Annotated in this window: 27 protein-coding genes; 12 read left to right on the forward strand and 15 right to left on the reverse strand. The window is 71.1% G+C overall.

All coding sequences use genetic code 11. The annotated features are described in order from the left end of the window. The first annotated feature begins 5 nt into the window (after window positions 1-5). Window positions 6-1028 carry an LLM class flavin-dependent oxidoreductase gene (locus FHU35_RS03050; RefSeq protein ID WP_145736482.1) on the forward strand — a complete coding sequence of 341 codons (1023 nt, stop codon included), beginning with the start codon at window positions 6-8 and terminating at the stop codon, window positions 1026-1028. A 211-nt stretch (window positions 1029-1239) separates the two neighbouring features. Further along, a complete protein-coding gene (locus tag FHU35_RS03055; protein WP_145736484.1) occupies window positions 1240-2526 on the forward strand; it encodes an SLC13 family permease in 1287 nt (428 codons plus the stop codon). A gap of 136 nt (window positions 2527-2662) precedes the next feature. Here FHU35_RS03055 and FHU35_RS03060 read toward each other — a convergent pair whose 3' ends face one another. The 3 genes from FHU35_RS03060 to FHU35_RS03070 are packed head-to-tail and all read right to left on the reverse strand — an operon-like array spanning window position 2663 to window position 6096. Then, window positions 2663-3460 carry an aminoglycoside 3'-phosphotransferase gene (locus tag FHU35_RS03060; RefSeq protein ID WP_246110043.1) on the reverse strand — a complete coding sequence of 266 codons (798 nt, stop codon included), beginning with the start codon at window positions 3458-3460 and terminating at the stop codon, window positions 2663-2665. A 19-nt stretch (window positions 3461-3479) separates the two neighbouring features. After that, window positions 3480-4688, reverse strand: coding sequence for a metal-dependent hydrolase family protein (locus FHU35_RS03065; protein ID WP_145736486.1), 1209 nt, complete (start codon window positions 4686-4688; stop codon window positions 3480-3482). Window positions 4689-4716: 28 nt separating this feature from the next. Further along, window positions 4717-6096 (reverse strand): MFS transporter, encoded by a 1380-nt coding sequence (locus tag FHU35_RS03070; protein WP_145737920.1) that lies wholly within the window; start codon window positions 6094-6096, stop codon window positions 4717-4719. Window positions 6097-6233: 137 nt separating this feature from the next. On the opposite strand from FHU35_RS03070, the gene FHU35_RS03075 reads away from it, so the two are divergent. After that, window positions 6234-7112 (forward strand): MurR/RpiR family transcriptional regulator, encoded by an 879-nt coding sequence (locus FHU35_RS03075; RefSeq protein WP_145736488.1) that lies wholly within the window; start codon window positions 6234-6236, stop codon window positions 7110-7112. A gap of 65 nt (window positions 7113-7177) precedes the next feature. Then, on the forward strand, window positions 7178-7789 hold the full coding sequence (locus FHU35_RS03080) for a dihydrofolate reductase family protein (protein WP_145736490.1): 612 nt from the start codon (window positions 7178-7180) through the stop codon (window positions 7787-7789). On the opposite strand, the gene FHU35_RS03085 is transcribed toward FHU35_RS03080, so the two are convergent. Both FHU35_RS03085 and FHU35_RS03090 read right to left on the reverse strand, forming a co-directional pair. Continuing rightward, window positions 7786-8442: a maleylpyruvate isomerase N-terminal domain-containing protein gene (locus tag FHU35_RS03085; protein ID WP_145736492.1), complete on the reverse strand. Its 657-nt coding sequence runs from the start codon at window positions 8440-8442 to the stop codon at window positions 7786-7788. The two genes, FHU35_RS03080 and FHU35_RS03085, sit on opposite strands and share 4 nt — an antisense overlap. 27 nt (window positions 8443-8469) lie before the next feature. Next, the gene (locus FHU35_RS03090) at window positions 8470-9039 is read right to left on the reverse strand and encodes a TetR/AcrR family transcriptional regulator C-terminal domain-containing protein (protein WP_246110045.1); all 570 of its coding nucleotides are present in this window, start codon (window positions 9037-9039) and stop codon (window positions 8470-8472) included. A gap of 75 nt (window positions 9040-9114) precedes the next feature. Between FHU35_RS03090 and bioB the strand changes: the two genes are divergently transcribed. The 5 genes from bioB (at window position 9115) to FHU35_RS03115 (ending at window position 14064) form a co-directional block, all read left to right on the forward strand. Then, complete coding sequence (gene bioB, locus FHU35_RS03095; protein WP_145736494.1) at window positions 9115-10173, forward strand: biotin synthase BioB; 1059 nt, start codon at window positions 9115-9117, stop codon at window positions 10171-10173. Continuing rightward, entirely contained in the window at window positions 10173-11432 is a 1260-nt protein-coding gene (locus tag FHU35_RS03100; protein ID WP_145736496.1) for an adenosylmethionine--8-amino-7-oxononanoate transaminase, read from the forward strand. The genes bioB and FHU35_RS03100 overlap by 1 nt, the downstream gene beginning before the upstream one ends. After that, window positions 11429-12559: an 8-amino-7-oxononanoate synthase gene (locus FHU35_RS03105; protein WP_145736498.1), complete on the forward strand. Its 1131-nt coding sequence runs from the start codon at window positions 11429-11431 to the stop codon at window positions 12557-12559. Before FHU35_RS03100 ends, FHU35_RS03105 begins: the two co-directional genes overlap by 4 nt. After that, on the forward strand, window positions 12556-13212 hold the full coding sequence (gene bioD, locus FHU35_RS03110) for a dethiobiotin synthase (protein ID WP_145736500.1): 657 nt from the start codon (window positions 12556-12558) through the stop codon (window positions 13210-13212). Before FHU35_RS03105 ends, bioD begins: the two co-directional genes overlap by 4 nt. A gap of 162 nt (window positions 13213-13374) precedes the next feature. After that, window positions 13375-14064: an AMP-binding protein gene (locus FHU35_RS03115; RefSeq protein WP_145736502.1), complete on the forward strand. Its 690-nt coding sequence runs from the start codon at window positions 13375-13377 to the stop codon at window positions 14062-14064. 7 nt (window positions 14065-14071) lie between these two features. Here the strand turns inward: FHU35_RS03115 and FHU35_RS03120 are convergent, their stop codons facing one another. Continuing rightward, entirely contained in the window at window positions 14072-14716 is a 645-nt protein-coding gene (locus tag FHU35_RS03120; protein ID WP_186459235.1) for a response regulator, read from the reverse strand. Beyond that, on the reverse strand, window positions 14713-15897 hold the full coding sequence (locus FHU35_RS03125) for a sensor histidine kinase (RefSeq protein ID WP_145736505.1): 1185 nt from the start codon (window positions 15895-15897) through the stop codon (window positions 14713-14715). The genes FHU35_RS03120 and FHU35_RS03125 overlap by 4 nt, the downstream gene beginning before the upstream one ends. Window positions 15898-16020: 123 nt before the next feature. On the opposite strand from FHU35_RS03125, the gene FHU35_RS03130 reads away from it, so the two are divergent. Continuing rightward, window positions 16021-17445: a cytochrome P450 gene (locus tag FHU35_RS03130; RefSeq protein ID WP_186459236.1), complete on the forward strand. Its 1425-nt coding sequence runs from the start codon at window positions 16021-16023 to the stop codon at window positions 17443-17445. A 77-nt stretch (window positions 17446-17522) separates the two neighbouring features. Further along, entirely contained in the window at window positions 17523-17723 is a 201-nt protein-coding gene (locus FHU35_RS03135; RefSeq protein ID WP_145736509.1) for a hypothetical protein, read from the forward strand. Between the two features lie 5 nt (window positions 17724-17728). On the opposite strand, the gene FHU35_RS03140 is transcribed toward FHU35_RS03135, so the two are convergent. The 6 genes from FHU35_RS03140 to FHU35_RS03165 all read right to left on the reverse strand — a co-directional run bounded on the left by FHU35_RS03140 (window position 17729) and on the right by FHU35_RS03165 (window position 22473). Next, on the reverse strand, window positions 17729-18151 hold the full coding sequence (locus FHU35_RS03140) for an acyl-CoA thioesterase (protein ID WP_145736511.1): 423 nt from the start codon (window positions 18149-18151) through the stop codon (window positions 17729-17731). 85 nt (window positions 18152-18236) lie between these two features. Then, window positions 18237-19013, reverse strand: coding sequence for a putative hydro-lyase (locus FHU35_RS03145; protein WP_281290204.1), 777 nt, complete (start codon window positions 19011-19013; stop codon window positions 18237-18239). Between the two features lie 10 nt (window positions 19014-19023). Further along, window positions 19024-19875, reverse strand: a complete 852-nt coding sequence (locus FHU35_RS03150; protein ID WP_145736513.1) for a 5-oxoprolinase subunit C family protein — start codon at window positions 19873-19875, stop codon at window positions 19024-19026. Beyond that, window positions 19872-20483 carry a 5-oxoprolinase subunit PxpB gene (gene pxpB / locus FHU35_RS03155; protein WP_145736516.1) on the reverse strand — a complete coding sequence of 204 codons (612 nt, stop codon included), beginning with the start codon at window positions 20481-20483 and terminating at the stop codon, window positions 19872-19874. Before pxpB ends, FHU35_RS03150 begins: the two co-directional genes overlap by 4 nt. Further along, a complete protein-coding gene (locus FHU35_RS03160; RefSeq protein WP_145736518.1) occupies window positions 20483-21244 on the reverse strand; it encodes a LamB/YcsF family protein in 762 nt (253 codons plus the stop codon). Before FHU35_RS03160 ends, pxpB begins: the two co-directional genes overlap by 1 nt. An 8-nt stretch (window positions 21245-21252) precedes the next feature. Further along, window positions 21253-22473, reverse strand: a complete 1221-nt coding sequence (locus FHU35_RS03165) for an NRAMP family divalent metal transporter (protein ID WP_145736520.1) — start codon at window positions 22471-22473, stop codon at window positions 21253-21255. A gap of 129 nt (window positions 22474-22602) precedes the next feature. Between FHU35_RS03165 and FHU35_RS03170 the strand changes: the two genes are divergently transcribed. Next, window positions 22603-23295 (forward strand): GntR family transcriptional regulator, encoded by a 693-nt coding sequence (locus tag FHU35_RS03170; protein WP_145736522.1) that lies wholly within the window; start codon window positions 22603-22605, stop codon window positions 23293-23295. Window positions 23296-23400: 105 nt separating this feature from the next. Here the strand turns inward: FHU35_RS03170 and FHU35_RS03175 are convergent, their stop codons facing one another. Together FHU35_RS03175 and FHU35_RS03180 are read right to left on the reverse strand one after the other, a co-directional pair. Continuing rightward, the gene (locus FHU35_RS03175) at window positions 23401-23721 is read right to left on the reverse strand and encodes a branched-chain amino acid transporter permease (RefSeq protein ID WP_145736523.1); all 321 of its coding nucleotides are present in this window, start codon (window positions 23719-23721) and stop codon (window positions 23401-23403) included. After that, window positions 23714-24433 carry an AzlC family ABC transporter permease gene (locus FHU35_RS03180; RefSeq protein ID WP_145736527.1) on the reverse strand — a complete coding sequence of 240 codons (720 nt, stop codon included), beginning with the start codon at window positions 24431-24433 and terminating at the stop codon, window positions 23714-23716. The genes FHU35_RS03175 and FHU35_RS03180 overlap by 8 nt, the downstream gene beginning before the upstream one ends. Between the last annotated feature and the right edge of the window lie 29 nt (window positions 24434-24462).

A 24462-nucleotide genomic window follows, 5' to 3' on the forward strand; every position in this document is an offset into this window, starting at 1 on the left:
CTGATGTGAAAAAGATCGGGTTCCTGTCCTTCGGGCACTGGTCGGCCTCGCCGCACTCCCAGACCCGCACGGCGTCGGACGCACTGCACCAAGCGATCGACCTCTCCGTTGCAGCGGAAGAGCTCGGCGCCGACGGCGCGTACTTCCGCGTGCACCACTTCGCCCGGCAGTACGGGTCACCGTTCCCGCTGCTGGCGGCGATCGGCGCCCGGACCAGCCGGATCGAGATCGGCACCGGCGTGATCGACATGCGCTACGAGAACCCCCTCTACATGGCCGAGGACGCGGGGGCCGCCGACCTCATCTCCGACGGCAGGCTCCAGCTCGGGATCAGCCGCGGTTCCCCCGAGCAGGTCATCGACGGCTGGCGGTACTTCGGGCACCAGCCCCCGGAGGGCCAGACCGATGCGGACATGGCGCGCACCCACACCGAGGTGCTGCTCCAGGTGCTCAAGGGCGAGGGCTTCGCGCAGCCCAATCCGCGGCCGATGTTCCCCAACCCGCCCGGGCTGCTGCGCGTCGAGCCGCACTCACCGGGCCTGCGCGACCGCATCTGGTGGGGATCGAGCTCCAACGCGACGGCCCGGTGGGCGGCGAAGCTGGGGATGAACCTGCAGAGCTCGACGCTCAAGGACGACGAGAGCGGCGAACCTCTGCACGTCCAGCAGCGCAAGCAGATCGAGGAATTCCGCGAGGCGTGGCGCGCGGAGGGGCACGAGGGCGAACCCAGGGTCTCGGTCAGCCGGAGCATCTTCGCCATCGTCAACGACCTCGACGACATGTACTTCGGCGACGACGACAACTCCGAGGACAAGATCGGCCACATCGACGCCACCACCCGCGCGATCTTCGGCCGCTCCTACGCGGCGGAACCGGAAGTGCTGGTCAAACAGCTGGCCGAGGACGAGGCGATCGCCGCGGCCGACACCCTCCTGCTCACGGTCCCGAACCAGCTGGGCGTGGACTACAACGCCCACGTCATCGACAGCATCCTCCGCTACGTGGCCCCGGAACTCGGCTGGCGCTGACGGTGCGGTCCCGGTGCTCGCTCCGAGGCTCGACGGTGCCACCGGCGTGAGCACCGCGCGGGAGCGCGGGCGTAGAACTGGCTGAGCCAGTTGGCCAGTTCGGTCTTGACTTCGCGGCGCGTTTCACGGAAAGTGGCTGAGCCAGTGAGCCACTGTGCCGCGCACCACACCCCCGTCGTGGTGCGCGGGCCGCGCAGGCAAGGAGGCAAAGGTGCCGCCCGAAGTCGTATCGATCCTGGTGCTGGTCGCCGCGTTCATCATCGCCACGACGTTGTCGGTGAACATGGGCGTGCTGTGCTTCGCAGCCGCGTTCCTGGTGGCGACGGTGTTCGGCGGGCTGTCCGAAGACGACATCTTCGACGGCTTCCCCGGAGACCTGTTCGTGGTCCTGGTGGGCGTGACGTTCTTGTTCGCGATAGCCCGGGCGAACGGCACGACCGACTGGGTGGTGCAACGCGCGGTGCGGCTGGTGGGCGGCCGGATCGCGTTGATCCCGTGGGTCATGTTCGGCATCGGCGCGGTGCTGACCGCCATCGGCGCCGTGAGCCCGGCCGCGGTCGCGATCGTGGCTCCGATCGCGCTGAACCTGGCCGCGCGATACCGGATCAACCCGCTGCTGATGGGTGCGATGGTCGTGCACGGCACGCAGGCGGGCGGGTTCTCCCCGATCAGCATCTACGGCAGCATCGTGAACGAGGTCGTGGCCAACAGCGGATTGCCCGGCAGTCCGATGGTGCTGTTCCTGGGCAGTTTCGCGGCCAACGCGGCGATCGCCGGCGTGGTGTTCGTGGTCTTCGGCGGCCTGCGACTGCGCCGGGCCTCCGAGGAGAAGCAGCTCGTCGCCACCGGTTCCGGCGGGAGCTCGGCGAGCTCCGACGACGAGCCCGCCGAAGAGCTGCGGCTCAACCGCGACCGGGCGCTGACCCTCACCGGCCTCGCCGTACTGGTGGTCACCACGCTCGGGTTCGGGCTCGACGTCGGCCTGGTAGCGATGAGCGTCGCCGTCGTGCTCAGCGTCCTGTCGCCGAAGGCGGGCAAGGCCGCGCCCTCTGAGGTCGCCTGGCCGACCGTTCTGCTGATCTGCGGTGTCCTCACCTACGTCGGTGTGCTGGAGAAGATGGGCACGATCGACTACGTGGGTCATTCGGTGGCGGGCATCGGGGTTCCGCTGCTCGCGGCGCTGCTGCTCTGCTACATCGGCGCGATCGTGTCGGCCTTCGCCTCGTCTGTGGGGATCATGGGTGCGCTCATCCCGCTGGCAGTGCCGTTCCTGCAGACCGGCAGCGTCGGTCCGATCGGCATGATCACGGCGTTCGCCGTCGCTGCGACGGTGGTCGACGTGAGCCCCTTCTCCACCAACGGTGCGATCGTGCTGGCCAACGCCAAGGACGTCGACAAGGAGGTCTTCTTCCGGAAGCTCCTGGTCTACGGCGGGGTCATCGTCGCAGCGGCCCCGCTGGCGATGTGGGTCCTGCTGGTGCTCCCGGGCTTCGGCTGACCGCGCCTTGAGGAACTGTTCCAGTTCTCGGTTTGCTCGGCGGTGTGCGTGGCGGAACCTCACAGGGGACGGCACGGCGGTGCCAGCTGAGTCCCGCACCTGACACAGCGGCTCCGCCGCACACTGAAACAGCTCCTCAGTCCGCGAGGTACCAGAGCAGCCGGTAGTAGGTGGTGCGGTCCTGGTCCGGGGAGATGCCGTAGGCGTCGAGCAGCGCTCCTTCCCAGCCCGGGCCGTAGTTCCAGCGGGTCGCCATGGTGGCGATGGCGAGGTCGGCCCAGCGGTCGGCCACGCCGAGCCCACCGAGGTCGACGTGCCCGGCGAACCGGCCATCGTCCCCGATGAGGGTGTTGGGGGCGCAGGCGTCGCCGTGGCAGACGACCGCGCGGTCGACGGGTGGAGCGTCGGCGAGGACGTCGAGCGCCTCCTCGATGCTGGCCACGCGCGGCAGCTCGGGCGGCCAGTCCGCCTGGTCGATGCTGCCCGCGGCCGCCTTTCGGCGTGCGACCGTCGTCCTGACTTCGGCGGACCAGTCGAACGGGCAGTCGGCCACCGGCACCGTCTCGTGGAGTGCGCGCAATCCGGAACCGATCGCGCGCACCGCTGTTCCCGGCTCGGCGATCCACCGGTCGTCCACCGCGGAGCGCCCCGGCAGTCCGGCGGTCACCATCCATTCTCCGGTGCTGTCGGACCCGTGGTCGAGCACGCGGGGAACCACGGCGTATTTCGCCGCCCAGCGAAGCCTTTCCACCTCCGGTGACAGCGAGAGGCCCGGTGGCGACCACTTCACGAACCGCACCTCGGCCGCGGATTCGATCCGGAACGTCATGCCGCCGAGTTCGTTCTCCCACACCGCGTGGACCGGGCTGCCGCCGGCGATCTCGCGGACGACGCGCGGGGGTTCCACCGGTTCCCGTGGTGCTGCTGCGATCACATCGCCATTCTCCACGCCGTCACACCAGCTGACCGCCCTGGACGACGTGGCGGATGCGCTCGGGCTCGGCGAGCGCGGCGATGTCGGCGACCGGGTCGCCCTCGACGACGAGGACGTCGGCCGCCGCTCCGACGCGGAGCGTGCCGATCTCGCCCGCCATGCCGAGGAGTTCGGCCGCGACCGAGGTCGCGGAGCGAATGACCTCCATCGGCGGCTGGACCTCGCCGCGGATCCGGAACTCCTCGTTCTGGTGGCGGTGCATGCCACCGAGCAGGTCGGTGCCGTAGGCGATGTTCACCCCGCCGCGGTGCGCGGTCTCCAACGCCTCCAACCCGGCGCCGAGCACCTCGTCGACCTTGCGCCAGCTGTCCTCGGGCAGCCCGAACTCCCGTCCTTCGGTCTTGAGCGCCCAGTAGGTGACCAGCGTGGGGACCAGGAACGCGTCGTGCTCGCGGAACTCGGCCACGTTGGACTCGTCGATGAGGTTCCCGTGCTCGATGGAGCGGATTCCGGCGCGCAGCGATCGGCTGACCGAGCGCGACGTGTAGGCGTGCGCCGCGACGTAGCGGTTGGCGGCCTCGGCTTCCTGCACCACGGCGTGCAGCTCGTCCATCGAGTACTGCGTGGAGTCGATGCGGTCGGTGGGTGAGGCGACTCCTCCCCCGGCCATCACCTTGAGGTGGTGGGCGCCCTTGCGCAGCTCGTCGCGGGCGGCGGCACGGACCGCGTCCACGCCATCGGCGATGCGGCCGAGCCCGGCGCAGCACTGGTGTCCGTCGTGCATCCGGGTACCGCGCGGGCGGCTGTCACCGTGACCTCCGGTCTGGCTCAGCGCCTTGCCGCAGAAGGCGAGGCGCGGCCCGCGAACGAGCCCCTCGGCCTGCGCGTCAGCGAGACCGAAGTCCGCGCCGGAGGCGTCGCGGACGGTGGTGAAGCCGCGATCAAGCATCCCGCCCATGATCCGCGCGGCGTGCGCCGTCGCGTAGGACGGAGACCAGCTGGTCAGCGCGCCCAGGTCGGCGGTCGCGGCGGTGACGTGCACGTGCGCGTCGATGAGTCCGGGCAGCACCGTCGCCCCGGCGAGATCCACCGTCCGCGCACCGTCCGGGGCCTTCAGCCCGCGTCCGGTCTCCACGATGCGACCATCGGCGCACAGCAGGTCACCTTCGGCGCGCTCGCCGGTCTCGACGTCGAGCAGCGTGCCGGAACGCAGCAGCAGAGCGGTCATGTTCTCGGTTCCTCCACTTCGGACCACCTCATCGCGAGGCAGTCCTCGTCCCTTCGGTTTCGGTGAGGTCCTCCAGCGAGCGGCCGGCCGTGGACAGCCCGAACAGCAGCGTGCACGCGACACCGACCGCGAGCACAGCGGTGGTGAGACCGAAAACCCCTGCGAATCCCAGCGTCGCGGCGGAGACGCCGATCACCGAGGGCGCGATGATGCTGCCGACGCGGCCGAACGCGCTGGACAGCCCGGTCCCCGACGCACGGATCCAGGTCGGGAAGACCTCCGGGGTGTAGGAGTAGACCGCCGCGTAGGTGCCGTTGAGGAAGAACGAGAGCACCGCTGCCGCAGTCGTGATCAGCACCGGATCGGTCATCTGGCTCATCCAGAACGCGCTGGTGGCGGCTCCGGCGAGGTAGAGGGCGATGGTGTTCTTCCGGTCGAGGAACTCGCCCAGCCAGGCCGCCGAGAAGTACCCGGGGACCTGCGCGAGGTAGATGATGATCGAGAACTCGAAGCTCTTGGTGACCGTGATCCCCTGCTGCACCAGCAACGTCGGGATCCAGGTGAAGAACCCGTAGTAGGAGAAGGTGATCACGAACCAGATGAGCCAGGTGATCGCGGTCCGCCGGGCCATGGACCCGCTCCACAGGTACTTCAGCGCCGAGAACAGCCCGATCTTGCGCGCTTCCACCGGCTTGTCGACCGCTGCTGGAGGAATCGGTGGGAGCGGCTTCCGGGTCGCGGCTCGCACCTTCTCCTCCAGGCCGACCACGACCCGCTCCGCTTCCGCGCTCCGGCCGTTGGCCAGCAGGTACCGGGGTGATTCGGGGAGCGAACGACGCCACCACAGCAGCATCACGATCGGCGCCGCGGTGATCACCTGCGCCCAGCGCCATCCCTCGGGAACGGGTTGCACCACGAAGCGGCCGAGCAGCGCGGCGGCGACGAAGCCGAACGAGAAGAACCCGGCGAGCGCACCCACGAACCACCCCCGCCGGGCAGCGGGCACGAACTCGGACAGGAACGGCGCGATGATCGCGCTTTCCGCACCGGCGCCGAACCCCGCCAGCACCCGGGCGCCCAGGAAGATCTCGAAGTTCGGCGACAGCGCACCGATCACCGAGAAGACCGCGTAGACGGCCAGGGCCCACATCATCACCTGGCGGCGACCGATGCGGTCCCCGAGCAATCCGGCGCAGGTCGCCCCGAAGAGGAATCCGAAGGGCGTGGCCGAGCCGATCAGGCCGAGCTGAGCGTTGGTCAGGCCCCACTCGTCCTGCACGCTGGGCAGCAGGAACGCCACGACGGCCGAGTCCATGCCGTCGAAGGTGTAGCCGAGCCCGCCGAGCAGCAGCAGGACGTAGTGCGGTCGGCTGAGAGGTAACCGGTCGAGCCGGGCCAGCAGGGACACGAGGTGCCTCCAGACGGATCGCAGCGCCGAGCGAGTGTCGAGCAACATATAGTGCAGTTGATGCGAACTGCAATACCTGTTGCGAATCGCAGATCGCTAAGCTGTGCGCACCCGCCACCTGGACCACGAGGAGCCCGATGACCTCCACGAGCTCCGAACCCGACGGGTTCGAGGCCTGGTTGCGGGGGCGCGTGCCCGAACGCGGTTTGCGCAGCAAGGGCGCTTCGGTGCTGGAGGTGCTCCTGACCCAACCCCGGCGGGTGTCCTACAGCTCGGCAGCCGAGACCGCCGAGCTCGCCGGGGTCAACGTCGCCACGGTCAGCCGGACCGCTCAGGCCCTGGGGTTCTCGGGCTGGTCCGACCTGCAGCAGGAGCTGCGGGCACGCTACCTCTCCTCGCTCAGCGCCCCGGAGGTCGCTGCCGCGCAGCAGACCGAGGGCGAGCTGGGCGGCGCGTCGTTGCGCCGCGACCTCGACTCGCTGGCGCTGCTCAACCGCCGGTTCGACGAGCAGCTGATCCGCACCATCGCGGAGGCGATCGCGCGGGCCCGGCGGGTCGTGATCGTGGCCAACGGCAGCTACTACTCGGTGGGGTCCGCGCTGGGGCACAACGTGCAGCTCGCCGGCTACGAGGCGACGGTCGTGCACGACGACGCCGAACTGGCCAACGCGCTGTCCCGGACCGAACCGGGTGATGTGCTGATCGCGATCAGCTTCTGGCGGCTGTACCAGAGCACGGTCACCGCCGCGGAGGAAGCGCACGCCCGGGGCGCGCGGGTCTTCGCGCTCACCGACGCGGCCAGCCCCGCGCTGACGGCCGCGTCCGAGGAGGTCGTGCTGATCCCCGCGGAAGGAGTCGCGTTCTTCCCCTCGCTGGCTCCCGGTCTCGCCGTGGCCCAGGCGATCGCGGCCCAGCTCTCGGCCGTGGATCCCGAACGCACCCGTCGCTCGATCGAGGCGGCGGAGACGCAATGGTCGCGCTTCCGCCTCCTGCACCGCCGGCCCCGCCTCGGCTGACCACCGATGAGTTCGCTCGCCGCGAGCAGTCCAACCCGGTGACGACTACGGGAAAGGCGAGGATGATGAAGCTGAGCGTGACGACGTTCCTGTCCGTTGATGGCGTGATGCAGGGCCCCGGCGGCCCGGACGAGGACCGCACCGGCGGTTTCGAGCGCGGCGGCTGGCTGGCGCCGCTGTTCGACGACGAGACCGGCCAGTTCATGGACGCGACGTTCCAGCGGGTCGACGCCTTCCTCCTCGGGCGGCGCACCTACGACATCTTCGCGGCCTACTGGCCGAAGGTCGACGACCCCGACAACCCGATCGCCACCAAGCTCAACTCCCTGCCCAAGTACGTCCCGTCCACGACCCTGGTCGACCCGGAATGGGCGGGCACCACGGTGCTCACCGGCGACGTGCCAGCAGCGGTGCGCGACCTCAAAGCCGGCTCGGGCGGGGAGCTCCAGGTCCACGGCAGCGGCACCCTGGTGCGCTTCCTGCTGGCCAACGACCTCGTCGACGAGCTCACCCTGATCACCTTCCCGGTGATCGTCGGCCAGGGCATGAGGCTGTTCGCCGAGCAGGGCACCGACGTCGAGCTCAGCCTCACCGAGAACCGCACCACCTCCAAGGGCGTGACGATCCGGACGTACCGCACCGCGAGCCGCCCGGACTACGGCACGGTCGGCGACTAACCGAGCGAGACGGGCGCGCTGAGCCGGTTCCGGACCAGCGCGCCCGCTTCGGCTTCCGTCGGCGCGCGCCTGCCGGTGCCCACCAGCAGCGCGTCGACGTCGGAGAAGGAATCCGGGAACGCCCCGCCGACGATCCCGCCCAGCCCCTCTCGCGATGCGGCGAGCGAGTCGGCAGGCGGGCCCGGGACGTGCGGCAGGTGCGCGATCAAGTCCAGGTGGTGCAGGGTCCACTCCACGACGTAGGCGTCGAGGTAGTCGGCGACCTCGATGATCTCGCCCTTGGTGCCGACTCGCGCTAGCGGGTCGGCCAGCCGCGCAGCACGGCCGGCCGCCGAACCGACGTCGTCCAGGTGGAACTTCAGCAACCACGAGTCCTGGTAGGCAGCGGCCAGTCGGACGGTCAGCGCGTCCAGCGGATCGTCGCCGGACGGAGGCGTTCCCGAGATCTCCCAGTAGGTGGTCGCGTTCCGCGTCGGTGTGCCGTGCGACGGGGTCGCGAGCGTGATCAGGACGTCCTGCGCGTCGATGATCAGGTGGCAGACCAGGTCGCGCACGAGCCAGCCCCGGCACCCGGACGGCCGCAGCAGGTCGTCGTCGGAAAGACCTGCCACGACCGAGCGCAACGCGTCCCACGACGCGTGGAAGAGCCCCATCCCGTCACGGTAGCGGCCGAACCGCGCTCAGCCCGCCGACGCCCGCGCTCTGAGGCCGTCGAGCAGCAGGTCGAGGCTCTGCTCGAAACCGCTGTCACCACCGGGGCTCCGGTCGATGGCGCCGGCGCTGGCCGCCTGCATCGCCGTCTGCTCCTCGACCGTGTGGCCGAAGACCAGGTGCAGGATGGCGCGGGTGCCGACGTCCACCAGCTCACCGGGCAGCCCGCCATCGCTCAGCGCCGAGCGCAGCGATGCCGAGGGCTCCCGAGCACCGAGCCCGAAGGTGTGGGCCGTGACGACGACCTCGGCGCCGTCGCGGTAGGCCAGCATCGCGTCGCGCAGCTCGGCGCAGACCTCGATCACCCGGCGGTCCCAGCGCTCGGCGCGCCGGGGGCGGGCTCCTCGCTGGAGGATCTCGTCGGCCACGGCCGCCAGCAGGGATTGCTTGTTGGGGACGTGGTGGTAGAGGGCGCTGGGCTGCACGCCGAGCTCGGAGGCGAGACGGCGCATGGTGAGCGATTCCAGGCCGTACTCGTCGAGCACCGTGATCGCCCGAGCCACGACATCGCTGCGGTGGTAGCGCACTGAACCTCCCATTGCCCGATCGACTCCCCCAGTCTAGCCTGAACGGCGTTCAGGTGAACACTGTTCAGGTCGACTCCGGGAGATGGCATGGGCTCCACCTTCGATCAGCTCGCCGACGCGGTCCTCGCCGGGACCCCGGCCACCGCCGACGACGCGCTCGCCGCGCTGCGCGCCGACGACGCCGAGTTGATGTCGCTCGTGGCGGCGGCAGGCAGGCTGCGGCGCGCGCACTTCGGCAACACCGTCAAGGTCAACTACCTGGTGAACCTGAAATCGGGGTTGTGCCCGGAGAACTGCAACTACTGCTCGCAGGCCCTGGGATCCAGCGCGCCGATCCTGAAGTACTCGTGGCTGTCCAAGGACGAAACGCTGCAGCAGGCGGGAGCCGGGCTCCAGGGCGGCGCGAGCCGGGTGTGCATGGTCTCGTCCGGTCGCGGACCGTCCAACCGAGACATCGACAAGGTCACCGAGATGGTCGGGGCGCTGAAGTCCGAGCACCCGGACGTCGAGGTGTGCGCCTGCCTGGGCCTGCTGTCCGATGGCCAGGCCGAGCAGCTCAAGGACGCCGGCGTGGACGCCTACAACCACAACATCAACACGGCCGAGAGCAACCACGACAACATCGTCCAGACCCACACCTACGCCGATCGCGTGGACACCGTGACCAAGGCGAAGACCGCGGGCCTGTCGCCGTGCTCGGGCCTGATCGCGGGCCTGGGCGAGACCGATGAGCAGCTGGTTGAGGCGCTGTTCGCGCTCAAGGAGCTCGAATCGGACTCGATCCCGGTGAACTTCCTGATGCCCTTCGACGGCACCCCGTTCGAGAACACCTGGGAGCTCTCGCCGCTCCGCTGCCTGAAGATCCTGGCCATGGCGCGCATCGTCTGCCCGGACCGGGAGATCCGGATCGCCGGTGGCCGCGAGATGCACCTTCGCTCCTTGCAGCCGACCGCGTTGCAGGTCGCCAACTCGATCTTCCTCGGCGACTACCTCACCTCCGAGGGCCAGGAAGCCGAAGCGGACCTCGCGATGATCCGGGACAGCGGATTCGTCGTGCTGGGCTCCGACGAGGAGCTCGCCCAGCGGCCGGCCGACCCCGCGATCCGCCGCCGGGGAGCGGGAACCGACGTCCTGCCCAACGCGTGATGAGTGCACCGGAGCTGCTCGCCTTCGACCGCGAGCACCTGTGGCACCCCTACACCTCGATGCACGATCCGACGCCGACGCAGCTGGTCACCGGTGCTTCCGGGAGCCGGATCGCCCTCGACGGGGTCGGCGAGGTCGTCGACGGGATGGCGTCGTGGTGGTCGGCGATCCACGGCTACCGCCACCCCGTGCTCGACGACGCCCTCCGCAGGCAGACCGGCGAGTTCGCGCACGTGATGTTCGGCGGCCTCACCCACGAGCCCGCGGTCGAACTGGCCAGGCGCCTGATCGAGCTCACCCCCGACGGGCTCGACCGGGTGTTCCTGGCCGATTCCGGCTCGGTCAGCGTCGAGGTCGCGATGAAGATGGCGCTGCAGTACCAGCGCGGCGCGGGAAGACCCGAGCGGACGCGGTTCCTCACCGTCCGCGGTGGTTACCACGGCGACACGTTCGACTGCATGAGCGTGTGCGATCCCGACGGCGGCATGCACTCGATGTGGTCGGGCGTCCTTCCGGAGCAGGTCTTCGGCGAGCGACCACCCGCTCTCGGCGGCGACGTCGCGGGGTGGGCGGCCGGTTTTCGCGCACTGGCGGCGGAGCACGCGGGACGTGTGGCGGGCCTGATCGTGGAACCGCTGCTGCAGGGCGCGGGCGGGATGCACCCCTACCCGGCGGAGTGCCTGCGGGTGTTCCGGGAGGTCGCCGACGAGCACGGGCTGGTGCTGATCTTCGACGAGATCGCCACCGGTTTCGGCCGCACCGGAACGCTCTTCGCCTCCGAGGCCGGCGAGGTGAGCCCGGACGTGCTGTGCCTGGGCAAGGCCCTGACCGGCGGCTACCTGACGCTGGCGGCGACGCTGTGCACCGGCGAGGTGGCGCACGGGATCTCCAGCAGCGATTCGGGCGTGCTCATGCACGGTCCGACGTTCATGGGAAACCCGCTGGCCTGCGCGGTCGCGTCCGCCAGCCTCGACCTGCTGGCCACCGGCCGGTGGGAGGAGGACGTGCGGCGGATCAACACCGGTCTGCAAGCGCTGCACGACCTCGACGCGGCTGAGGTCCGGGTGCTGGGGGCCGTCGGCGTGGTCCGGCTCGATCATCCCGTGGACGTGGCCAAGGCGAGCGAAGCGGCGCTGCAGGCCGGAGCCTGGCTCCGCCCGTTCCGGGACCTGATCTACACGATGCCGCCGTACGTCTGCTCCGACGAGGACGTGGCGACGCTGTGCGCGGGCATCGCCGCCGCGGTGGAGGCCGGATGAGCTGGGACGCGTGGCTGGCCGAGCAGCGGGAGTCGCGGGAGCGCGCGGGGTTGCAGCGAACGCTGCGCCCGCGGGCGGCGGACGAGCAGGTCGTGGACCTCGCGAGCAACGACTACCTGGGGTTCGGCACGCATCCGGACGTCCAGCGGGCCGCGTCCGCGGCGGCGCTGTCGTGGGGCGCGGGGTCGGGCGCGTCCCGGCTGGTCACCGGGACGACGACGTTGCACGCCGAGCTGGAAGCCGAGATCGCCGACTTCACCGGGCGCGACTCGGCGCTGGTGATGTCCACCGGCTACCACGCGAACCTGTCGGCGGTGACCGCGCTGGCCGATCGCGACACACTCGTCGTCTCCGACGCGCACGTGCACGCGTCGCTGATCGACGCGGCCCGGTTGTCGCGCGCGACGGTCGAGGTGGTGCCGCACAACGAGGTCGACGCGGTGCGGGCCGCGCTCGCCGGTGCCGGAGGGCGCAGGGCGATCGTGCTGACCGAGTCGGTGTACTCGGTGCTGGGAGACGCGGCGCCGCTTTCCGCGCTCGCGGAGGTCTGCGCCGACCACGGGGCGTTGCTGCTGGTCGACGAGGCGCACGGGCTGGGGGTCGTCGGTGATGGCGGCCGGGGGCTCGTGGCCGCCCTGGACGAGGCGCCGCAGGTCGTCATGACGGCGACGTTGTCGAAGTCGCTCGGTGCGATGGGCGGCGCGGTGCTCGGATCCGCCGCGCTGATCGACCACCTCGTCAACCGCGCGCGACCATTCATCTTCGACACCGCGCTGGCTCCGGCTCCGGCCGCGGGCGCCCTGGCCGCGCTGCGCGGGTTGCGCGACCGGCCCGAGCTCCCGGACGTGATCCACCGGCGGGCCGCGCAGCTCGCCGACCGCCTCGGGGTCGCCCGCGCGGCGGGAGCGGTGCTGTCGGTGCCGATGCCGTCCCCGCAGGTGGCGCTCACCGCGCAGGCCGCCGCGCGCGACGCGGGCGTGCGGGTGGGGTGCTTCCGCCCGCCCTCGGTGCCCGACGGCGTCGCCCGGTTGCGGATCACCACCCAGGCCGGGATCGGAGACGACGACTGGGCGCGCGCGGTCGAGGTGCTGGCGGGCGTCGTCGAGCAGCACCGGGGAGAACCGTGATCACCTTCGTCACCGGAACCGACACCGGAGTCGGCAAGACGGTCGCCACAGCCGCTCTCGCGGTCCACTCCGAACCGGACGTGGTGGTGGCCAAGCCGACGCAGACCGGTGCGGACGAACCCGACGTCGAGGTCGTCCGCCGCCTGGCGGGCTGCGAGGTCGTCCAGTTCACCCAGCTCGCCGACCCGCTCGCGCCGGACACCGCCGCCCGGTTGCGGGAGGTCCACATCCCCGGGATCGACTCCCACGCGTCCCGCATCCGCGAGCTCGCCGAGCACCGCGGCACGGTGATCGTCGAGGGTGCGGGCGGTGCCCTGGTCCGCCTCGACACCGCAGGCGGCACGCTGCCCGATCTCGCCGCCGACCTGGGCCGCGACCACGAGGTCCGCGTCCACGTCGTCACGCGGGTCGGGCTGGGCACGCTCAACCACACCGAGCTCACCGTCGAGGCGTTGCGCTCACGAGGCGTGCAACCGGCCGGACTGGTGCTCGGTTCCGTGCCCGAGGAGCTCGACCTCGCCGCGCGGTGCAACCTCGCCGAGCTCCCCCGCATCACCGGCGTGCCGGTTCTCGCGACGCTGCCCGAAGGCTCGGGCGCGCTCCCACCTCAGGAGTTCCGGACCCGGGCCGCGTCCTGGTTCCGACCGAGCTGACCGCGGTGCGCAGCGCCTTTTCCCCTCATCGAAAACCCGTTGTCCGCTCGTCGCGGCTGTTGGCACGGTGTGGGCGGCCACACCCGGGAATTCTGGGGGTAGCGCCGAGACCTCTCCCGATGTCCGGCGCAGTCCCGGGTGTGGCCTGCGGACACCGAATTCGTGGGGGGACGCATGGTGCTCGACGGGGCTCGTCCGCGAGCCGACCAGCAGCGGCGACGAGCCCGCGACGCCTACTCGTGGTTCGCGCGCTCCGCGCAGCGGTGTCCCGGCCACATCGCGCTGGAATCCGCGGAGCAGCGAGTCACCTACGCCGAGCTGCGGGAACGGGCGGAACGACTGAGCGCGGTGCTGGTCGAGCTCCGTCCCCGGCGAGTCGGACTGCTGGCAGGCCCCTCGCCGGAGGCCTGCGCGGGCCTCCTCGCGGTCCTGCGGGCCGGAGCGACGGCCGTACCGCTCGATCCCGAGGAGCCCGCCTCGCACGTGCGCGCCATCCTCCGCGCCACCCGCCTCGACGCGCTCATCACCGACCGGGAGAACGCGGACACCGGGTTCGGCGTACCCGAATACCTCGCGGGCGTCGACGGAGCCGACCCCGCATCGGTGCCGCCTGCGCCGCCGCTTCCCGGTAGCGATGCCTGCATCCTGTTCTCCCGGGTGTCGGCTGAACGGCTGCGCGGTGTCCCGGTCTCTCACCGCGACCTCGCGGATTCGCTCGACCAGGCCGTCGACGACGGGGAGCGCGTTCCGGTCGGCCTCGACCGCGCCACCGCCATCACCGCGATGTTCCGGACCTGGGCACGCGGCGGAACGCTGGTCGTGCAGCACCCGGTCGCGCCCGCCAGAACCTGAGTGCGCGCTACCTCGGCGTGACGAGGCGGTGGTCGAAGGCGTAGACGATGGCGGCGGCGCGGTCCCGCAGGCCGAGCTTGACGAAGATGTGGCCGACGTGGCTCTTCACCGTCACCTCGGAAATGCCCAGCTCCGCGGCGATCTCGGCGTTGGAACGGCCTCCGCCGATGAGCACCAGGACGTCGTGCTCGCGCGCGGTGAGCTCGTCGACGGCGGTCTGCGGTGCCGGGGACGTCGCGCGGTAGGCGTTGAGCACGCGTCCGGTGACGGCCGGGTCCAGGCACGCCTCCCCGGCCGCGAGCGAGCGGACCGCGCGGATGACCTCCTCCGCCGGCGAGTCCTTGAGCAGGAACCCGCTGGCACCCGCGCGCAGCGCACCGGAGAGCAGCTGGTCGTCGTCGAAGGTGGTCAGCACCAGCACCGGTGGCGGATCGTCGGCGGCGTGCAGCTCGCGGGTCGCCTCGATGCCGTCCACGTGCTTCATCCGCAGGTCCATCACGACCACGTCGGGCCGGTTCTCGGCGACGGCCGAGGTGACTTCTCCCCCGTCCGCGCACTCGCCCACGACCGCGAACCCGTCCTTGCGGCGCAGGATCCGGCGCAGTCCCGAGCGGACGAGCTCCTGGTCGTCGACCAGCAACACCTTGATCATCGGGCCTCCTCCGGCGCGGGTAGCTCTTGCGGCTCCGGCGCGAAATCCACGCGCACCACCCATTCGCCGCCGTCGGGACCGGTTTCCAGGCACCCGCCCAGCAGCTCGGCGCGCTGGCGCATCCCGGCGATGCCGTTGCCCTCCTCGGCCTCCGCGACGGCGCTCGGCAGCTCGTTGCGCACGCTCAGGCGCACCGCGTCGTCGACGACCAGCCGCACCAGGGCGGCAGATCCCGGCGAGTGCTTCACGACGTTGGCCAGCGCTTCGCGAGCGATCCGGTAGAGCGCGAGACCCGTTGCGGCGGAGACGGACCGGGAGTCGCCCTCCACCCGGTAGGTCACCGCCACGCCGGCCCGCACGACGTCGGTGACCAGATCCTCGATGTCGTCGACTCCCGGCTCCGGGCGGACTTTCGACGGCTCGGAGTCCAGCAGCCCCACGGTGCGGCGGATGTCGGCGACGGCCTGGCGGCCGAGGCGCTCGGCGTCGGTGAGCGCCTCGACGGCGTCGTCGACGTCGCGGTCCTCCTGCAGCGCGCGCCGCGCCCCGGTGAGGTGCAGCAGCGTGATGCTCAGCGAGTGGGCCACGACGTCGTGCACCTCGCGGGCGATGCGTCGGCGCTCGTCGTCGGCGGCCTGCGCCGCCCGCTCGGCCTGGGTCTCGGTCTCCTGCTGGAACAGCCGCAGCTGCGTCTTGATGATGAAGCCCGTCGCCCAGCCCAGCGCGACCGCCACCAGGTAGAACGGCAGGCCGTAGCCGAGGTGCCCGACCGCGGACGCCACCGCCGGGATCAGCGCGGCCAGCGCCGCGAGCGTCAGGCTGACCCGCCCGGAGGTCACGGCCGCGCACTCGGCGAGCATGACCACCAGGATCAGCGGTGCGAGGTCGTTGGCCACCGGGTGCAGGAGCAGGATCGTGGTGCCCACCATCGCGCACCCGGCCACGCCGATCGGTCGCTCACCGTCCCGGACGGGGAGCCCGGCCAGCAGGTACACCACGGGCAGGATCGCCAGCAGACCGCCGACCAGGGTCCAGTCCGCGACGTCCGCGGCCAGCCGCTGCGCCACGACCACGGCGGACACCACCACCAGGCAGGCGTGCCCGGGCAGCACGACGGCGGGCGGGTAGCCGAACGGCAGGGCCGCTGCTCTGCCGTTCGCGTAGCGGATCAGGCCTCTCATCCCGGCCAGCCTAGAACGCCGCTCGCTCCCACCGGAACGATCGCGTACTCCTCCTCAGGTAGGAGAGGCGACCGGGCCCGCAGCACGATGTGCGCGCCGTCACCCCTCGATAGCGTCGTGGTCATGACGACCTCGACCGCAGCGTCCACCAGCGAGCACCGACGCCACTGGTGGGAGGGGGCGACCCCGACCGGTTCCCGGGAGTTCGAGCCGTCACCGGCCGGCCCGACCGACGAACCCGGCGCGGCGCCGCCGCTGCACGGTTCCGGACCGCTACTGCAGACCGTGCGGTTCGCTCGCGACCAGGGGCGTGCGCTTTTCGAGGGCGTCCGGCGGCACGGCGACGTCTTCCGGATCGACACGCTGCTGGAGAAGCGCCCGCTGGTCATCACCTCGCACCCGGACCACGTGAAGTCGCTGTTCACCGCGGGGCCGTCGCTGGCGCCGAGCACGGCCGGGCAGTCGCAGCTGCGGCCGATCGTCGGCGAGTCGGTGCTGACCGTGACCGGCGCGCGGCACCGCAGGCAGCGCAAGCTGCTGATGCCGCCCTTCCACGGCAAGGCGATCGCCCGCTACCGCGAGCAGATCCTGGAGGCCACCACCCGCGAGATCGACGGTTGGCAGGCCGGGTCCCGCCTCCGGCTCGCCGACTCGGCGCAGCAGGTCACGCTGGACGTGATCATGTCCGGGGTGTTCGGCATCGACTACCGCTCCGGCGAATCCGAGCAGCTGCTGCGCAAGCGCATCCGCCAGTTGCTGGCGCTGTCGGCGAGCCCGCTCGCGCGGGTCAGCGAGCTGATGGCGATGCGCAGGTCTCAACCGGTGGGGTTGCAGAAGTGGGGCCTGGCGCACCTCGACCGCGCGATCCTGGCGGTGATCGCCGAGCGCCGCAGCGCGCACGTCCCCGGCGAGCGGCACGACATCCTGTCGCTGCTGCTCGACGCCCGCGACGACGAGGGCGAAGCGCTCACCGACGCGGAGCTGCGCAACGAGTTGCTGACGCTGGTGCTCGCGGGTCACGAGACCACCGCGAACTCCATCGGCTGGGCGTTCGAACGTCTGGTGCGCCACCCCGAGGCCTACGGCAGGCTCCGGGACGCCGCCCGCACCGACGACGACGGCGGGTACGTCGACGCCACGATCCACGAGTCCATGCGGGTGCGGCCGGTGATCCCGGTGCTGGGGAGACGCGTGATGGCGAACTGGCGGTTCGGCGACGCGGTCGTGACGGAGGGTTCGCGGGTGCTGATCGGCGTGCTGACCCTGCACCACCGCGACGACGTCTACGCCGACCCGTTCCGCTTCGACCCGGATCGGTTCGTCGGCGTGAAACCCGGTTCCAGCACGTGGATCCCGTTCGGCGGCGGCGACCGCCGCTGCCTCGGCGCCACTTTGGCGATGGAGGAGATGCGCATCCTCACCCGCGAGATCGCGCGCCGGACCGACCTCGGCGCGATCGCTTCCTCGCCCGAGCGGCCGGTGCACCGCAACGTCACCATGATCCCCGGCAGGGGTGGCGCGGTGGAGGTCTGCTCGGTGACGCCGTGATCTCCGACGTGGCGTGCGCAACTTCCGGCTAATCCCCGGCCTTCCGGTGACGATCAACGGGGTGGGAGAACACCCCGTTGATCGGAAGCCGAACGATGAGCGCTGACGCGAAGACCCGGACCGTGCTGGAGAACCTGGCCCCGCTCCTCGAGCGGGCCGAACCCTACGACGACTGGCGCCGGCTCGAAGGCATCGCCGCGTCAGCGGCCCGCCGCGTGCTGGCATGCGAGCTCGCGGGCCGCCGCACGGCCGCCGAGCGCGAGACCGCCGCGCGCTGAGGCGGTCAGGCGCCGGGCGACAACGCCTCGGCGTCGAAGCCGACGGCTTCCAGCGCGCTCCTGGGATCGGCGACGAGCTTGCGGGCGTCGAGGTCCATGAGGCCCAGCACGCAGGTGATGTCGGCCGAGATCGTGCCGTCGGCCTTGGTGATCACCGTGTCGAGGTGGAAGGACTTCCCCGACCCGAACTTCGCCTCGCAGGAGGCCTCGACGTGCTCGTTGGCGCGCAGCTCGCGCCGGAAGTTCACGGTGGTGCTCAGCAGGACCGGCGACAGCCGCTGGGCGACCAGCCCGTCCCAGTCGCACCCGGCCGCCTGGAAACCCGCGACCCGCGCCACCTCGCCGTACTGGTGGTACACGGCGTGGTTGACGTGGCCGAGAGCGTCGAGCTCGTAGCTGCGGACCTGGAGCGGAACACGGAAAGTCACCCGCCCACCGTAAGCAGCGGTCGCGGCGCGCGCGTCGCAATCATGACGAGGATCGCACCAGGTCCGGCCCGTCTCCGCCACGGGTTCAGGGCACCTGGTAGTCGCTGTCCCTGGCGTCGGTGATGGCCATGTGGCCGGGGGCGTGACCGATCGCGAAGGGCGGCTTGGAGTGCATCACCGCGGCCTGCGGCGTGACCCCGCAGGCCCAGAAGACGGGGATCTCACCGGGCCGGATCTCCACGGCCTCGCCGAAGTCGGGGCTGGCGAGGTCGGCGATGCCCAGCTCCTCGGGGGAGCCGATGTGCACCGGGGCACCGTGCACGGCCGGGTACCGGGAGGTGACGCGCACGGCGGTGGCGACCAGGTCGGCGGGGACGGGCCGCATCGAGACCACCAGCGGGCCCGAGAGCCGACCGGCCGGACGGCACTGCCGAGAGGTCCGGTACATCGGGACGTTGCCGCCGGTCTCGATGTGCCGCACGGGCACGCCCGATTCCAGCAGCGCGGCCTCGAAGGTGAAGCTGCAGCCGACGAGGAAGCTGACCAGGTCGTCTCGCCACAGGTCGCCGACCTCGGCGCGTTCCTCGACCAGTTCACCGTCCCGGTACACGGTGTAGGCGGGCAGGTCGGTGCGCAGATCACCGCGGAAGATCGACGCGCTGGTCTCCCCCGGCTCGGTCACGTCCAGCACCGGGCACGACTTCGGGTTGCGCTGCGCGAACAGCAGGAAGTCGTAGGCGTGCTCGCGCGGAAGCGAGATCAGGTTCGCCTGCGTCCACCCCGCGCTGAACCCCGACGTCGGAGCGCGCAGACCGCCGCGGAACGCGGCCCGGGCCCGCTCGGGTGACATGTTCTCGGACATCGTGGCCTCCTCAGGAAAAGCGGAAGTGGACGCGCTGCCCCGGCCGCGCCTGCGCGGCCTTGGCCACGTCAGGGGCCACCACCACGCCGATCACGGGGTACCCGCCGGTCACGGGGTGGTCTGCGAGGAACAACGTCGGCGTGCCCAGCGGAGGCACCTGGAGCGCACCGGTGACCATGCCCTCGCTGGGCAGTTCCTCGTTCCGGCTGCGCTCCAGCACCGGCCCGTCGAGGCGCATGCCGACCCGGTTGCTCTCGGCGGTGACCTCGTAGGGCGCGCTCACCAGTGCCGTCAGCGCCTCCTCGGTGAACCAGTCGGCCCGGGGGCCGGGCTGCACCCGCAGGACGATCTCCTCGGGGTGTTCGGCGACCGGCGCCGCGTCCACGACCGGGAACCGGGAGGGAGCCGCACCGACCGGGAGCACCGCACCGGGCGCCAGCGGGTCGGGGCCGAGTCCGGAGAGCACGTCGGTCGAGCGGGATCCGAGCACGGGCTCGACGTCGATGCCACCGCGCACGGCGAGGTAGCTGCGCAGACCTCGCGTGGGGACGCCCAGCCGCAGCTCGGTTCCGGCTGCCACCCGCAGCACCGCGTTCGCCGCGGCACCTCTGCCGTCCACGGTGACCGGGCACGGCGCTCCGGTGAGCGCCACCGTCACATCGCGGGTCGCGCGCAAAGCCAGTCCGCCACAGGTGACCTCGATGGCCGCGGCGTCCTCGTCGTTGCCCACCAGGCGGTTCGCCAGCCGCAGCGAGGCGGTGTCGGCGGCACCGGAGGTGCCCACGCCGATCCCCGCCAGGCCTGGCCTGCCGAGGTCCTGGATCGTGGAGAGCGGGCCGGTGGCCAGGACTTCCAATGTCATCCGATCTCCCGGAACCGCACTCGCACGCCCGGGCGCAGCAGGGCGGGCGGATCGCGGTCGATGCTAAAGATCTGCAGTTCGGTGCGTCCGATGAGCTGCCAGCCACCGGGCGACTCGCGCGGGTAGATGCCGCTGAATGCACCCGCCAGACCCACGGCTCCGGCGGGAACGGCCGTGCGCGACTCGGTCCGGCGCGGCACCACGAGGTCTTGCGGGCCGCCAGCGAGGTAGCCGAAACCGGGTGCGAAGCCGCCGAAGGCGACCTTCCACTCGGCTCCGGTGTGCTTGTCGACGACCTCGCGCTCGGTGAGCCCGGTCAGCCGGGCGACTTCGGCGAGGTCGGCCCCGTCGTAGACGACCGGTACCTCCAGGCGCTCGCCTCCGTCGCGCAGCCCGGCGCGGGGTTCGGCCCCCCGCACCGCTTCCTCGATGGCGCGGACGTCGGCGCGCTGCGGATCGAGTTGCAGCAGGAGAGTTCTCGCCGCCGGGATCAGGTCGGTGACGCCTTCCGGCGGCGAGTCGACGAGCGCCGCGTACAGGGCGTGCACCTCCTGCAGGTCGGCGAGTTCGACCAGCAGTCCCGAATCGGCGCAGGGCAGGAAGCGCATCAGCTCTCCCCCGGCGCGAAGGGCCGCAGCTGCACCCCGGCCTCACCGAGCCGGCTGCGCACCGCCTGCGCGATGGCGACCGCACCCGGGCTGTCGCCGTGCACGCAGATCGAGTCGGCCCGGACCTCGATCGCGGTTCCGTCGACGGCCCGGATCGGTTCGCCCGCAGCGAGCGCCAGGCAGCGCTGCGCGATCTCCTCGGGGTCGTGCAGCACCGCGCCGGGTTCGCGCCGCGACACGAGCGTGCCCTCGGGCGTGTAGGCGCGGTCGGCGAACGCCTCGCGGAAGGTCCGCAGCCCGGCCTGCTCGGCCTGGGCGAGCCACTGCGAGCCGGGCAGCCCGAGCACGGCCATGGCCGGGTCGTAGGAGCGCACCGCCTCGACCACGGCGGCGGCCTGCTCGGCGTGGTGCACGATGGCGTTGTAGAGCGCCCCGTGCGGTTTGACGTAGGTGACCTCGGTGCCGGACACGCGGGCGAAGCCGGCCAGCGCGCCGATCTGGTAGATCACGTCGTCGGTCAGCTCGCGCGGCGGCACGTCGATGAACCTGCGCCCGAACCCGGCCAGGTCGCGGTAGCCGACCTGAGCGCCGACCGCCACGTCCCCCTCGGCGGCGCGGGTGACCGCCTCGCGGATGACCACCGAGTCACCGGCGTGGAACCCGCAGGCCACGTTCGCGCTGGTCACCACGCCCAGCAGTGCTTCGTCGTCGCCGAGCTCCCAGCGACCGAAGCCCTCGGCCAAGTCCGCGTTGAGATCCATGATCGCCCTCACTTCCACAACGCCGCGATGCCGCTGACGGAGTTGACGCCCAGGTAGACCGTCAGCAGCCACGCGAGGATTCCGATGGCCAGCAGCCAGCGCGGGTAGCGGTAGCCGCCGAGCAGGTCGCCGCGCCGGGCGGCCACGAACATCAGGACGCCGAAGCCCACCGGCAGGATCAGCCCGTTGAGCGCCCCGGCGAGCACCAGCAGTGTCGTGGGTGCCTGGTCCAGCAGCACGAACACGAGCGCGGAGATCGCCACGAACGCCACGACCAGCCAGGTGCGGGCCTTCTCCAGGGACCGGGAGAAGGTGACCAGGAACGAGACCGAGGTGTAGGCGGCGCCGACCACGGAGGTGATGCTCGCGGCCCAGAGGATCATGCCGAACATCCGCAGGCCGACCTCACCGGCGGCGTGCTGGAAGGCCTCGGCGGTGGGGTTGCTGGAGCCGAGCGCGACGCCGCCGGCCACGACGCCGAACACCGCGAGGAACAGCACCAGCCGCATCACACCGGTGACCAGCAACGACACCACGGAGCTGCGGCTGACGTCGACGATCTCGTCCGGGCCGGTGACTCCGGCGTCGACCAGCCGGTGCGCGCCCGCGTAAGTGATGTAGCCGCCCACGGTGCCGCCGATGAGCGTGGTGATCGCCAGGAAGTCGACCTCGCTCGGCCACACCGCCTGCACCAGCGCCTGGCCCACGGGCGGTGCGGAGGAGAACGCGACGAAGGCGGTCAGCGCGATCATCACCACGCCCAGAACCACCACGACGCGGTCCATGGCCACGCCCGCGCGCTTGCTCAGGAAGATCCCGATCGCGATCACCGCGGACAGGGTGCCGCCGATCTTGGCGTCGAGCCCGAACAGGGCGTCGAGACCCAGCGAGGTGCCCGCGATGTTGCCGATGTTGAACACGAGGCCGCCGAAGATCACCAGCGCGGCCATCACGTAGCCGAGGCCGGGGAGTACCTTGTTGCCCAGGTCCTGGGCGCGCATGCCGGAGACGCCGATGACCCGCCAGACGTTCAGCTGGACGGCGACGTCGACCAGGATCGACACCAGGATCGCGAAGGCGAACGCGGCACCGAGCTGAACGGTGAACTGCGTCGTCTGGGTGATGAACCCGGGTCCGATGGCGCTGGTGGCCATGAGGAACACCGCGCCGAGCAGCGTGCTCCGCCTGCCCTTCGAACCGTTCTGCCGTGGCGTGCTCGTCTCGGTCATGGCACTCCGATCCCGCCGTTGCTGTGGTTCGGAACAAGATAGAGAATTGTTGAACAATACTGCAATACCCTGGGCTGAACTTCTTCGATAAACTGTTGATCAGCTACACCTACGTACTGGGGAGCCGGATTGACCACGACGGATCCGTGGGCGGACCTGCTGGCGGCCGACCGGGCGCTGCTCGACCGCACCAGCACCGCCGAGCGGGTCGCCGACGTGCTGCGCCAGCGGATCATCGACGGCGCGCTCTCACCGGGGACCCGGCTGTCGGAGGAGAGCGCGGGCAAGGCGCTCTCGGTCTCCCGCAACACCCTGCGCGAAGCCTTCCGGCTGCTGGTGCACGAGCGGCTGCTGGTGCACGAGTTCCACCGGGGCGTGTTCGTGCGCGTGCTCTCCGCCGAGGACGTCATCGACGTCTACCGGATGCGACGGCTGCTGGAGACCAGCGCGGTGCGCCGAGGTGAGCACCCCGACCTGGTCGCCGCCGTCGATCGCGCCGTCAGCGACGGTGAGCGCGCGGCCACCGAGGAGCGCTGGTGGGACGTGGGAACGGCGAACATGCGGTTCCACGAAGCTCTTGCCGCCCTGGCGGGCAGCCCGCGCGTCAACGACACGATGCGCCAGCTGCTGGCCGAGCTGCGCCTGGCGTTCCACGTGATGTCTCGCCCGGAGGAGTTCCACCGCCCGTACCTCGGGTTCAACCGGGAGATCGCCGACCTTCTCACCCAGGGACACCGCGAGGCGGCGGCGGACAAGCTCGACGCCTACTTCGACGCCGCCGAGACCCAGCTCGTCTCCGCCTACCGCGACTACCAGGACTGAGCGCAGCCGAGGAGTGCGGCGGAGCCGTCACATCCGGTGCGGCTGAGCGGAGCGATTTCTCCGACAACCTGCACCGATGGGTTCCGGCACGTCCTCGACCAGCGCCTAGAAGAGCGCGAGACTGGTGAGCAGGACGTGGGCAGCGGTGCCGCCGAGGATGCTCAGCACGGGGTTGCGCCGCCACAGGTGCAGCCCGACCGTCAGCGCCAGAGCGAGCGCGGTCGGCGCGTACGCAGCGGCCTGCGTGTCGTGCAAGGTGTAGACGGCGAGGATCACCATGACGCCGACCGGCATCCGATCGCCCAGGAAGTGCACGGTCGCGCTGTCGCGCAGCGGGGCGAGCGCGGCGAACGGCATCGCCCGCAGCGCCCAGGTGATGGCCGCGGACACCGCCGCGGCGCAGGCGATGTGGATCGGATCAGGCATCGGAGTCCTTCTTCCGCAACGCGATTCGGCTCAGCAGCAGAGCGGCGGTGAACAGGCCGAGGGCGACCGGCAGCATCTGGTCCGGGAACAGCACCGCGCTGACCAACGCGCAGACCATCGCCAACGCCGGGACAGGAACGCTCCGCCGCACGCGGTACGCGTCGATGGCCAGCACCACGAACAGCGCGGTGAGCGCGAAGTCCAGGCCATCGAGCCGGAACGGGATCAGTGCGCCGAACAACGCACCGAGCGCCGCACCCGTCACCCAGTAGCACTGCAGCAACACCTGCAGCCACACGATCCGCTTGCCGCTCCACTCCTGCGCGGCGGGCGCGGTGGCCAGCGCGTAGGCCTCGTCGGTGAGCGCGAAAGTGCTGTAGGCCTTGCCGATTCGGCTCCGCACCCGGTGCAGCGGGAAGGACAGCGCGTAGAACACGTGCCGGAAGTTGACCAGGAAGGCCGTCACCGCGACCTGCGCCAGCGGCGCGACGGCCACGACGAGCCCGATCAGCAGGAACTCCAGCGATCCGGCGTAGATCAGGGCGGCGAAGGACGGCGCCCACCACCAATCGAGCCCGGCGTGCACCACGAGCAATCCGAACGCGATGCCCAGCGGGATCATCGCCAGCCCCACGGTGCTCGAATCCTTCAGAGCACCGCGGAAGTCGCCGCGCGCGGGCGCAGCGGTCGTGTCGACCAGAACGGCAGGCATACCTGCAATTTTAGGTGGCGAACGGAGTA

The organism is Saccharopolyspora dendranthemae (assembly GCF_007829955.1).
Taxonomy (GTDB): domain Bacteria; phylum Actinomycetota; class Actinomycetes; order Mycobacteriales; family Pseudonocardiaceae; genus Saccharopolyspora; species Saccharopolyspora dendranthemae.